The sequence below is a fragment of the Cupriavidus sp. Agwp_2 genome (assembly GCF_040784895.1).
Taxonomy (GTDB): domain Bacteria; phylum Pseudomonadota; class Gammaproteobacteria; order Burkholderiales; family Burkholderiaceae; genus Cupriavidus.
In genome coordinates this window covers 952,241-964,111 of the sequence record NZ_CP088083.1, presented here as the reverse complement: position 1 = coordinate 964,111, position 11,871 = coordinate 952,241, and the positions used below count along the sequence as shown (strand labels likewise).

Here is an 11,871-nt window from a genome sequence, read left to right as displayed (position 1 = left end):
AACGCCCCCTTTGCCCGGCCAGGGCCGGCCGGGCATGTAGAATTGCGGCCATCCAAGGAGAACCAACCATGACTCGCATCAGCCTCACCCGCTACCTGGTCGAGGAGCAGCGCAAGCACAACACGATCCAGCCCGAACTGCGGCTGCTGATCGAAGTGGTCGCGCGCGCCTGCAAGGCCATTTCCAACGCCGTCAGCAAGGGCGCCCTCGCCGGCGTGCTGGGCTCGGCAGGCACCGGCAACGTCCAGGGCGAAACCCAGCAGAAGCTGGACGTGATCGCCAATGAAGTGCTGCTCGACGCCAACGAATGGGGCGGCCACCTCGCCGCCATGGCGTCGGAAGAAATGGAATCGTTCTACGAGATTCCCAACCGCTACCCGAAGGGCGAATACCTGCTGATGTTCGACCCGCTGGACGGCTCGTCGAACATTGACGTCAACGTCTCGATCGGCACCATCTTCTCGGTGCTGCACATGCCCAAGCCGGGCCAGACCGTGACCGAGGCCGACTTCATGCAGCCCGGCACCCACCAGGTCGCCGCCGGCTACGCCGTCTACGGCCCGCAGACCACCCTGGTGCTGACCGTCGGCAACGGCGTGCACATGTTCACGCTGGACCGCGAGGCCGGCAGCTTCGTGCTGACGCACTCCAACGTGACGATCCCGGACGACACCAAGGAATTCGCCATCAACATGTCGAACATGCGCCACTGGGCCCCGCCCGTGCGCCGCTATATCGACGAATGCCTGGCCGGCGAAGAAGGCCCGCGCGGCAAGAACTTCAACATGCGCTGGGTCGCCTCGATGGTCGCCGACGTGCACCGCATCCTGACCCGCGGCGGCGTCTTCATGTACCCGTGGGACAAGCGCGAGCCGGAAAAACCCGGCAAGCTGCGCCTGATGTACGAAGCCAACCCGATGGCCATGCTGGTCGAACAGGCCGGCGGTGCCGCCACCAACGGCCACCACCGCATCATGGACGTGCAGCCCGAAAAGCTGCACCAGCGCGTCTCCGTGATCCTGGGCTCCAAGAACGAAGTGGAGCGCGTCACGCGCTACCACCTCGAAGCCGAAGGCAAGGCCTGAGTCCGGCACACGGCATTGAGACAGGGCGCCCGGTGGGCGCCCTGTTTTCTTTGGGCCCGGCCGGATGGCATGGGCGACACAAAAGGGCTTCACAAGGCCAGAAAACACTGCTACTATTGCGGGCTGTTCCAGTTCACCGGAACTTGTTGCCGAAGTAGCTCAGTCGGTAGAGCAGCTCATTCGTAATGAGAAGGTCGGGGGTTCGATTCCTCTCTTCGGCACCAAAAGAATTCAGGGCATCGCCCACGCAAACCCGGACAGCGTCACGCTCTCCGGGTTTTTTGTTGCCTGCTTTCTGAAACTCGGCTCAGGCCAGCGCAAGTGGATCCTCTAGCGTCTCGATAGGCTCCCACCCTCGCGGCGTCTCGTGCGTCAGCGGGGATGCGGCGCGCATGACGCCGCCGCCGACGCGTCGGCCATGGCGTTCCAGCGAACGGGGTGAGGCAGGCTACCGCCCCAACCGCCGTGCCCACCAATACCGGAACGGATGGTCGAAGTCGGGATAGAGCACAGGCTGGCTGAAGCAGCCAGCGTGCTTCATGAGGAGGAAGGCGACAAGCAGGGTCGCCCAAAAAACAAGCAGTTCCACGATGCACGGCCACCCTTGTTTGCCAGGTGGCCGTTTTCATTATAGGGAGCGCTGCCGCTGCGGGGCCGATACCGCACCCCGCACTTACCCTAACGCAGGGTGCGTCAGTACACTCCCGGCACAAACATTTCTTGCGGTACGGGATGCCGCACGTAGTCCTCATGCCGCTCGCGCGCCGGCAGCACGATCGTGGGTGCGTCCACGTCCTGGTAAGGCACCAGGCTGAGCAGGTGGTGGATGCAGTTCAGCCGCGCGCGCTTCTTGTCGTCGGCCTGCACCACCCACCATGGCGCCTCGGCGATGTGGGTGCGCTCGAGCATGATCTCCTTGGCCTTGGTGTAGTCCTCCCAGCGCCGCTGTGACTCCAGGTCCATCGGGCTGAGCTTCCATTGCTTGAGCGGATCGTGGATGCGGCTGAGGAAGCGCAGGCGCTGTTCGTCGTGCGTGATCGAGAACCAGTACTTGACGACCTGGATGCCGGAGCGGACCAGCATCTTCTCGAACTCGGGCACTGAGCGGAAGAATTCTTCGTACTGGTCGTCGTTGCAGAAGCCCATCACGCGCTCGACGCCGGCGCGGTTGTACCAGCTCCGGTCGAACAGCACGATCTCGCCTGCCGCGGGCAGGTGCGCCGCGTAGCGCTGGAAGTACCACTGCGTGCGCTCGCGGTCGTTGGGCGCGGGCAGCGCGGCCACGCGGCATACGCGCGGGTTCAGCCGCTGCGTGATGCGCTTGATCACGCCGCCCTTGCCGGCGGCGTCGCGCCCTTCGAAGAGGATCACCAGCTTGTGGCCGGTGGCCGCGACCCAGCTCTGCAGCCGCACCAGCTCGCCCTGCAGGCGGAACAGTTCGCGGAAATAGTGGCGGCGGCTGTCCTGCTCGGCCCCGTCAGGCAGGTGTACCGGGTCGCCGAAGGCTTCGCTGGCTTCGCGGTCGTCCAGCTCCAGTTCGATCTCTTCGTCGTAGTAGTCGGCAACTTCGTTGTGGATGCGCCGTACCAGCTGTGCCTCGCCCGGTCTCATCTGCTCCTCCTGTCGGATACATCGCGGTCGCGCCGATGCTGGCACGCCAGTGTTGCAGCCGCGTGAACGCCTCCGCGCGCTATGCCGCCGGATTGATGTTGTGGTTGTGGCGGAACAGGTTGTCCGGATCGTAGCGGCGCTTGACCTCGACCAGCCGCGCGAAGTTGGGGCCATAGGCGGCGCCGACCCGGTCGGTTTCTTCCTGGGTCAGGAAGTTGACGTAGACGCTGCCCAGCGCGAACGGCGCCGCGGCGCGGAACACATCGCGCGCCCAGCCAATGCACGCGTCGTCCTCCGCCGCAGTGTCCCAGCGCCCGTGCAGGTTCATGATGAACTGCGCATCGCGGTTGGCGTAGGCGGTGGCGTCCGGCGCCACGCGGTTGGTCTGGCCGCCCATCGCGCCGACAAATACCTCGCATTGCGACGATGGCAGCTTGCCGATCTGCTCGACCAGCATCGCGATCAGGCCGTCGTCGAGCCCGTCGAAGTTGTGCGATTTCCAGTAATTGCGTGCGCCCGGCGTGAGCAAGGGATCGAAGGCCTGTTGCCATGTGGCGAACGGCATCGGTCCGACATGCTCGCCATACGGCGTGCCGAGCTTGCGTAGCGGCTCGACCAGTGCGGGGCCCTGTCCCGGCGGGCCGATATAGCAGATCGCCAGCGCCACGATCGGCTTGCCGTGTGCCTCCGGCGGCAGGAACGGCAGCGGCGGGGCCTGGCGCAGCACCGCCCAGACCGTCAGCTCGTCCGGCATGGACTGGAAGAGATCGCGGAAGGCTGGCAGCACGGTGAGGGCCTGTTCGAGCGGGTAGACGATCAGGCCACCATAGACCTCGGGCCCCACCGGGTGCAACCGGAACTCGAACATCGTGACTACGCCGAAGTTGCCGCCGCCGCCGCGCAGCGCCCAGAACAGGTCGGGATGCTCGTCGGCACTGGCGCGCACCAGCTTGCCTTCGGCGGTGACCACGTGCGCAGAGACCAGGTTGTCGACGGTGGTGCCAAACTTGCGGCTGATCCAGCCGAAGCCGCCGCCCAGCGTCAGCCCCGCGACCCCCGTGGTCGAGTTGATGCCCAGCGGCGTGGCCAGCCCGAAGGCCTGCGCTTCATGGTCGAAGTCGCGCAGCGTGGCGCCGGGTTCGACCCAGGCGCGCTGCGCCTGCGGATCGATGCGCACCGAGCGCATCGATGACAGGTCGAGCACCATGCCGTCGTCGCAGATCGCGAGCCCGCCGATATTGTGGCCGCCGCCGCGTATCGACAGCAGCACGCCGTGCTCGCGTGCGAAGTTGACCGCGGCCATCACGTCAGCGACGCCTGCGGCCTGCACGATCAACTGCGGCCGGCGGTCAATCATCGCGTTCCAGATGCGGCGGGCTTCGTCGTAGGCGGCGTCGGCGGGCTGCAGCAGCCGGCCGCGCAGTTGCCCCTTTAGTGACTCAACATGTTCTTGCGATAACTGGCCCATGATCTGTCTCCCGATGCGAGTTAGAACCATCGGACGACGCGCGGCAGCCGGGGTGAAGAATGATGGCCACGAGAACCGATGACTTCACCATTTAAGGCAGGCCCCCGCTGAATGTAAACGCGGCATGCAACGCGTCCGGCTCAAGTGCCGCAACGCGATCATGCCGCCGTGGCGGCCTATCATGGAAGCACGCCGGCACGGTGCAACGGCGCCGACCGGCTGCGCAATGGACACAACCAGCCACCCTCCCCTGTTCCTGTGCGGCGATGTGATGACCGGGCGCGGCATCGACCAGATCCTGGCGCATCCCAGCCAGCCGCTGCTGCACGAGTCGTATGTGCACTCGGCGCTCGACTACGTGCACCTGGCCGAGCGCAAGGCGGGGCCAATAGCGCGGCCGGTGGCGCCGGCGTATCCGTGGGGCGACGCGCTCGCGGAACTGGATCGCCGCGGCGCACGGCCGCGCATTGCCAACCTGGAAACAGCGATCACCACCAGCGACGACGCATGGCCCGGCAAGGCCGTGCATTACCGCATGCATCCGGGCAATGTCGACTGCCTGCAGGCCGCGGCCCTCGACTGCGTGGCGCTGGCCAACAACCACGTGCTCGACTGGGGACGCGCGGGCCTGGCAGACACGCTGGCTGCGCTCGATGCTGCGCATATCGCGCATGCCGGCGCCGGCCCCGATGAGGACAGCGCGATGCAGCCGGCGTGGCTGCCGCGGCCGGGCGGCGGCCGTGTCGCGGTCTATGCCTTCGCCATGCAGAACAGCGGCACGCCCGCGGCATGGCGCGCCACCGCCGGCCACTCCGGCGTGACCCTGCTGGATGACTGGTCCGCCGCCTCGTGCGACCGCATCGCGGCGCGGATCAGCAAGGACAGGCGCGCCCGCGACCTCGTGGTGGCATCGATCCACTGGGGTGGCAACTGGGGCTACCACATCGATCCCGCGCAACGCGCCTTCGCGCACGGGCTGGTGGAAAGGGCCGGCGTGGATATCGTGCATGGACATTCCTCGCACCATCCGCTGGGCATCGAGCTGCATGCGGGCAAACCCATCCTCTATGGCTGCGGTGACTTTATCAACGACTACGAGGGCATCGGCGGCTACGACGACTACCGGCCGGACCTGGCGCTGATGGTGTTCGTCAGCTTCGATGCGGCAGGCAACGCGGACTTGCGGCTGGTGCCGCTGCGGCGCAGCCATTTCCGGCTCAAATATGCGGGCGAAGTCGACATCGCATGGCTGCTGGCGATGTTCGCCTACGAAGGTCGCGCGCTCGGCACCCGCGTCGAGCGCAGCGCGCTGCACGAACTGCGCATATCGACGGGGTGAGACGGCACGCATGAAAAAGCCCGCCGGCATGGCGGGCTCTTGCGGCACGTACCGCCAGGCTACGGTGCGGCGCTAGTCCAATGCGTCATTGAAAAAGCACCCCATTCATGGTTAGATCAGGTGCATGGGAAAAATGAATCTGAGCGAGCTCGAGCGTGAACAATTGCTGTCGGCGACTCGCAGCCGAACCATTCGGGCAGCCGACGCGCGCCGGGCCAAGCTGATCCTGATGCTTGACGACGGTGAGTCGCGCGACGCGATCATTGAGCGGCTGGGGTGCGATTCGCGTTTCATCTCGCGTTGGTCGAGTCGGTTTCTGGCGGAGCGACTGGCGGGCTTGTATGCGCGCCATCCTGGACGAGCGCCCATGCAGCCGCCTGAGAAACTCGAGGCGCGTGTTCTGAGCTACACGCTCAAGCGCAAGCCCTTGGACGGATCGACGCACTGGAGCAGCTACAAACTTGCCGCGGAGCTGGGTGACGTGTCCATCTCGGCCGTGCAGCGCATCTGGCGCAAACATGGCGTGCGCCCGCACAGGTTGGAGCGGCACATGATTTCCAACGATCCCAACTTCGAAACGAAGGCTGCAGACGTGATCGGGCTGTATCTGAACCCGCCCGCGCATGCGGCGGTGTTCTGCGTGGATGAGAAGACCGCGATCCAAGCCCTGGATCGCAAGGATCGGATGCTGCCACTGTCGCCAGGACGTGCCGAGAGCCACGGCTTCGAATACAAGCGTAACGGCACGCTCAGCCTGTTTGCCGCACTCAACACGGCAACCGGGGAGGTGATCGGCAAGACTGCGCCACGTCATACCAGTGAGCAGTTCGTGGCCTTCCTCACTGACGTTGTAGCCAGTCAGCGACCGGAGCAAGAAATCCACGTCATCTGCGATAACGTGAGCAGTCACAAGACCGAGCGCGTGCGCGACTTCCTCAGCGAACACCCCAACGTCCACATGCACCACACGCCGACCTACACGTCCTGGCTCAATCAGGTCGAAAACTGGTTTGCGCGCATTCAGCGCGATGTGATCGCACGAGGCGTCTTCACTTCGGTGAAGGACCTGGATCGCAAGCTGATGCGTTATATCCGTCAACACAACAAGAATCCCAAGCCAATCAAGTGGAAGTACGACGATCCATCGCGGCGAATTCGCCCGGTGCCAATTCAATGACGCGATGGACTAGTGGCGATGGATCATATGGTCGAACCATGTGCGCACCGACTGCTCCTGCTGCTGCAGCAGCGTCGGATCTTTCTCGCGCATGACCCAGATGACAAGTGCGGCACAAGCGACCAGGGCGATCAGCGCCAGTGCCGTGATCATTGCGGCAGTCATAGCAACCTCCTGTGAGAGACTGGTTGCACCTTCAGTGTAGGTCGGATCGCGCGCGATGTCGGTGCCTGCAAAAGCAGGAAGGCCAGCCGCATTGGCTGGCCTTCCGGTATCTCAAGTGCCACGTGATTCGGTTCCGTGTAACGCTTCCACAGTTTGCTGGTCCGCTTCTGCATTCACTGCCCGAGTCTAGCTCTCTCGCCCATCCTGCGGCACCCCAGGACATACCTGCAGGATAGTACAAATTCGCGCGTGGCGAAGGTGCGTGCCCGGGGCGCGCCCGGTCCGTGGTCAGTTCACCACAATGCGGTCGTCAGCCAGGCGGATCTGGCCGCCAGGCTTGTCTTCCATCACCTTGAGCACGCGGCTGCCCACCTGCAGCGTGACGCCGCCATGGATGCGGCGCGCGGCGTCGATCACGGCATCGGCCGATGGCTGCATTTGCTGGCCCAGTTCCGTCAGGCGACCTTCCAGCTCGAACATGTCGCGCGAAAGCTTGAACAGCGTGGCGCGCGCCTTCTCGCGCAAGTCGCCGACGGCCTTCTCCGGATGCTTGGCAAAAAACGTCACCAGTTGCCTGACCTTGTTCTGCTCTTCCAGCAGCTTGCGGCGGTCGGCCTCCAGCGCGGCACGTTGAGCGTCCGCGTAAGGGTTCAAGCCCACCTGCACACTGGTGGCGCTACCGGCAGGGCTGCCGAGCACCGCGACGCGCACCGCCAGCATGGCGCGCGTGCGCCCGCCGCTGATGCTCCCCTGCACGCCGGGTCCGCCGACCACGATGCGCTCGCCCGCGGCAACGTCGCTCTGGCGGATGCCGCTGTCGACGTTCACCTCGGTGCCGGCCTCGACCACGGCATTCTCGATGAAGCGCGCCTTGACCGCGCCCTTGCAGCGCACGCTGGCGCGGCTGATGCCGCCGTCGGCATGGCCTGTCTCGGCCTTGCCGATGATGCCGCCCTTGACCACGACATTGCCGCCGGCGTCGATGTCGGCGGCTTCGATGGTGCCTTCGACCAGCACGTCGCCGCTGACGCGCACCGACATGCCGGTACGGATATCGCCCGCTACGCGCAGCGTGCCGTCAAACGCGACGTTGCCCGAATGCAGGTCGACTGCCTCCACCTGCACCACCGGGCTCACGGCAATGCCATGCACGCCGACCACCGGCGAGCCGGCGATCACGGCGACCAGCAGGTCGGGGTCGTCGGGATCGGCGGCGGCGCCGGTCAGGCCCTCGGCAAAGGGCGCATCATCGACAGGATCGGCGGGCACCGGTTTGCCGAACACGTCCATGCCATCGTTGCCGGCCACGGCCGGGATCCGGCGCATCAGCGGCGTGCCGGGACTGACCAGCAGCAGGTTGCCAAGGTCGCGCAGGTCGACGCGCGAATCTTCGTCTTCGGCCTGCGCCGGCTTGCGCGGCTGCAGCAGGTTGAGGAAACGCGCCGGCTCGCCCTGGCGCGGCGCCACGCCGGCGGCGATGGTGTGCAATTCGCAGCGGCCTTCCGCCAGCGCGGCGTCAAGTGCAAGCGCCTGGATCGGCGCCACCACGCCGCGCTCTGCGACAGCACGGCGGATATCGTCCTCCGTGGCCGGGCGGCCACCTTCGGCAGGCATCAACGTGAGCCGCACAGCCAGGCAGTCGCCCGTGACATCCAGCTCGAAAGCGCCGTCAACCAGTGCGCCAATGGCAGCGTCGATCTCGTGCTCGGCGCGCTGGCACTGCTGCAAGAACTGCGCAACGGCGCGCGCATCCAGCCTGGCGCCGGCCCAGCCGTGGCTGTCCAGGCACTGTTTCAGGCTGGCGTGATCCGGCGCCAGCCTGCCTGGCTCCGGCGTGTAGCGTGCATGCACCTGCTCGCCTGGCTCGGTCAGCTCCAGGCGCAAACCCGACTCGTGCATCATGAGTCCCCTGATTTTTCTGCGGAGCTGCAGGCCGGCCCGTCACCGCTGCCTGTCCGCGCTGGCGGACAGGGCGTGCCCGGATGGCTAGCGCTCCACTTGTTATCGATCCTTGACCATCGGCAGCTGGGGCCAGAAACTTGAGCGAACAACGATCCCCGCCGGGGTGGGGTGATGCCGACCACGACTGACGGGGCATCGCCGGACTTTTCGGTAAACTGTCGGCATTTCCGGGGCGCGCCGCGCCCCGCAGCCTGCGCAGTCCCCATGTCAAATACCCACGAAATCCGCCCCGGCCAGTCCACCGAGTTGCTCAAGGAACTCCATATCCTGACGCGCGACGGCAAGATGAACCAGGACAGCCGGCGCAAGCTCAAGCAGGTCTACCACCTGTTCCAGTTCATCGAACCGCTGCTTCAGCAGGTCAAGGACGAGCGCGGCCGCGTCACCCTGGTCGACCATGGTGCCGGCAAGTCGTACCTCGGTTTCATCCTGTACGACCTGTTCTTCAAGGCATTGAAGGACGATTCCCACATCTACGGCATCGAAACGCGCGAGGAACTGGTGAAGACCTCGCAGGCGCTGGCGGCGCGGCTGGGCTTTCCCGGTATGTCGTTCCTGAACCTGTCGGTGGCGGATTCGATCACCTCGCCGCAGCTGCCGCCGACCGTCGACGTGGTCACCGCGCTGCATGCGTGCAATACCGCCACCGACGATGCCATCCACTTCGCGCTGGCCAAGCGTGCGCAGCATATCGTGCTGGTGCCCTGCTGCCAGGCCGAAGTGGCCAGCGTGCTGCGCAAGCACAAGGGCAAGCTGCTGGCGGGCAATCCGCTGACCGAGATCTGGCGCCACCCGCTGCATACGCGCGAGTTCGGCAGCCAGGTGACCAATGTGCTGCGCTGCCTGCAGCTGGAAGCCCATGGCTACCAGGTCAGCGTGACCGAGCTGGTGGGCTGGGAACATTCGATGAAGAACGAGCTGATCATCGCCCAGTACAAGGACCTGCCGCGCCGGCGCCCGGCGGAGCGGCTGCAGAACGTGCTGGAAACGCTGGGGCTGGAAGAGATGAACGAGCGTTTCTTCACCACCCCGGAATCTACCGCGCCGGCCGAACCGGTCGAGCGGGCCGAGCGGGCGTAAGTCGGTCAGTCAGTCAGTCCTGCGCGGCCGGGTTCTTGCCGGCGGCGTTGTCTTCAGGTTCGTCCTCGCCCGCCATCCAGCGCCGCCAGCCCTCATGCCCAAGGCTGCGCATGGTCGCCTGGTTGCGCTCATAGATATCCGCCGCGTCCGGGAATGCCGCCGCCGCACGCGCAATGCTGTCCTCGCGCAGCAAGTGCAGGATCGGATACGGCGCGCGGTTGGTGTAGTTCTCGATATCGTCCGGCTCGGTATCGGCGAACTGGTACTGAGGATGGAAGCTGGCGATCTGCAGCGTGCCTTCCAGGCCCAGGCTTCCAAGCAGGCGCCCGGCAAAGTACAGCAGGTCGTTGTAGTCGAGGAAATCGGCCACGGCATCGGGCAGGATCAGCAGCGTGGTGTCGATCCCCGCCGGATCTGTCTCATCAAGCAGCCGGAGCTCGCGTTCCAGTTCATCCAGCACATCCGGCGCTTCGGTTGCCGTGCTGACCACGTAGCGCACCTGCTCCTTCACATAGACGCTCTTGGCAAAGGGGCACAGGTTGAGCCCGATCACCGCGCGTTCAAGCCAGTGGCGGGTGGCGGCGATGACGGCGTCTGCGGATGTGGCGGCGGAAGACATGCTGGCAATAGCTGGGGAATACCGGGGAAAGCGTCATTCTAGCGCTGCCGCAGGCTCTATAATCCGCGGCGGAAACACACTTGCCCTTGCCGAACCCCCATGTCCCTTGCCACCCCTACCGCAGCCACCGCCAACCGACCTGACGTCGCCATCATCGGCGGCGGTCCTGCCGGCCTGATGGCGGCCGAAGTGCTGGTGGCGCAAGGGGCCAGCGTGGCGGTATATGACGCGATGCCCTCGGTCGGGCGCAAGTTCCTGATGGCCGGCAAGGGCGGCATGAACCTGACGCATGCGGAGCCGGAACCGGCCTTCCTCGGCCGCTATGGCGCGCGTGCGGCGCAAATCGCGCCGATGCTCGCGGACTTCGGGCCGCAGATGCTACGCGAGTGGGTCCACGGGCTTGGCATCGACACCTTCATTGGCAGTTCGGGCCGCGTTTTCCCGGCCGACATGAAGGCCGCGCCAATGCTGCGCGCATGGCTGCACCGGCTGCGCGAAGCCGGCGTGCAGTTCCATATGCGCCATCGCTGGCTGGGCTGGGATGAAGGCGTTGCGCATACGCTGCGTTTTGCCACGCCGCACGGCGAGACATCCGTGCCCGCGCGTGCCGTGGTGCTGGCGCTGGGCGGCGCGAGTTGGGCGCGACTGGGATCGGATGGTGCGTGGGTGCCGCGGCTGGCTGAGCGTGGCGTCGATGTCGCGCCGCTGCGCCCCGCCAATTGCGGCTTCGATGTGGCATGGAGCGCATCATTTGCCGACCGCTTCGCCGGCACGCCGGTCAAGCCGGTGGCAATCGCACTGACCGACCGCGACGGCAACGCGCACTACCGCCAGGGCGAGTTCGTCATCAGCGCCACCGGCATCGAAGGCAGCCTGGTCTATGCGTTGTCGGCGCCGATTCGCGACCGGATCGAAGCCGACGGCAGCGCAGTGATCCACCTCGACCTGTTGCCCTCGCACACCGCGGAACAGGTCGGCAACGCAGTGAACCATCCGCGCGGCTCGCGTTCACTGTCGAGTCACCTGCAGAGCCGGCTCGGCATCACCGGCGTCAAGGCCGGGCTGCTGCGCGAATGCCTGGCGAAGGATGCGATGCAGGATCCAGGCACGCTGGCGATTTCGCTCAAGGCATTGCCGCTGCGCCTGCTGCGCCCGCGCCCGATCGACGAGGTCATCAGCAGCGCAGGCGGCGTGCGTTTCGAAGCGATGGATGAACGGCTGATGCTGCGCGCGCTGCCCGGCGTGTTCTGCGCGGGCGAAATGCTGGACTGGGAGGCGCCCACCGGGGGTTACCTGCTGACAGCATGCTTCGCCAGCGGGCGCACCGCGGCGCAGGGCGCCGCGGCGTATCTGCAGCAGGCTTAA

Annotated in this window: 10 protein-coding genes and 1 tRNA gene; 6 read left to right on the top strand and 5 right to left on the bottom strand. The window is 65.9% G+C overall.

The window, feature by feature from the left end; all coding sequences use genetic code 11:
- The first annotated feature begins 68 nt into the window (after positions 1–68).
- The gene (locus LPA45_RS04505) at positions 69–1,085 is read left to right on the top strand and encodes a class 1 fructose-bisphosphatase (protein ID WP_116317484.1); all 1,017 of its coding nucleotides are present in this window, start codon (positions 69–71) and stop codon (positions 1,083–1,085) included.
- A gap of 148 nt (positions 1,086–1,233) precedes the next feature.
- Positions 1,234–1,309, top strand: a tRNA-Thr gene (locus LPA45_RS04500).
- A gap of 469 nt (positions 1,310–1,778) precedes the next feature.
- Here the strand turns inward: LPA45_RS04500 and ppk2 are convergent.
- Entirely contained in the window at positions 1,779–2,696 is a 918-nt protein-coding gene (ppk2, locus tag LPA45_RS04495; RefSeq protein ID WP_116317483.1) for a polyphosphate kinase 2, read from the bottom strand.
- Between the two features lie 79 nt (positions 2,697–2,775).
- Positions 2,776–4,164: an FAD-binding oxidoreductase gene (locus LPA45_RS04490; RefSeq protein ID WP_116317482.1), complete on the bottom strand. Its 1,389-nt coding sequence runs from the start codon at positions 4,162–4,164 to the stop codon at positions 2,776–2,778.
- Positions 4,165–4,390: 226 nt separating this feature from the next.
- On the opposite strand from LPA45_RS04490, the gene LPA45_RS04485 reads away from it, so the two are divergent.
- Positions 4,391–5,503: a CapA family protein gene (locus LPA45_RS04485; RefSeq protein WP_233527955.1), complete on the top strand. Its 1,113-nt coding sequence runs from the start codon at positions 4,391–4,393 to the stop codon at positions 5,501–5,503.
- Between the two features lie 124 nt (positions 5,504–5,627).
- A complete protein-coding gene (locus LPA45_RS04480; RefSeq protein ID WP_224007918.1) occupies positions 5,628–6,680 on the top strand; it encodes an IS630 family transposase in 1,053 nt (350 codons plus the stop codon).
- A 9-nt stretch (positions 6,681–6,689) separates the two neighbouring features.
- Here LPA45_RS04480 and LPA45_RS04475 read toward each other — a convergent pair whose 3' ends face one another.
- Positions 6,690–6,845: a hypothetical protein gene (locus LPA45_RS04475; RefSeq protein ID WP_199414499.1), complete on the bottom strand. Its 156-nt coding sequence runs from the start codon at positions 6,843–6,845 to the stop codon at positions 6,690–6,692.
- A gap of 288 nt (positions 6,846–7,133) precedes the next feature.
- Positions 7,134–8,747: a DUF342 domain-containing protein gene (locus LPA45_RS04470; RefSeq protein WP_116317481.1), complete on the bottom strand. Its 1,614-nt coding sequence runs from the start codon at positions 8,745–8,747 to the stop codon at positions 7,134–7,136.
- Positions 8,748–9,011: 264 nt separating this feature from the next.
- Between LPA45_RS04470 and LPA45_RS04465 the strand changes: the two genes are divergently transcribed.
- Positions 9,012–9,887, top strand: a complete 876-nt coding sequence (locus LPA45_RS04465) for an SAM-dependent methyltransferase (RefSeq protein WP_116317480.1) — start codon at positions 9,012–9,014, stop codon at positions 9,885–9,887.
- Between the two features lie 13 nt (positions 9,888–9,900).
- Here LPA45_RS04465 and LPA45_RS04460 read toward each other — a convergent pair whose 3' ends face one another.
- Entirely contained in the window at positions 9,901–10,506 is a 606-nt protein-coding gene (locus tag LPA45_RS04460) for a DUF1415 domain-containing protein (protein WP_116317479.1), read from the bottom strand.
- 99 nt (positions 10,507–10,605) lie between these two features.
- On the opposite strand from LPA45_RS04460, the gene LPA45_RS04455 reads away from it, so the two are divergent.
- The gene (locus LPA45_RS04455) at positions 10,606–11,871 is read left to right on the top strand and encodes a TIGR03862 family flavoprotein (protein WP_116317478.1); all 1,266 of its coding nucleotides are present in this window, start codon (positions 10,606–10,608) and stop codon (positions 11,869–11,871) included.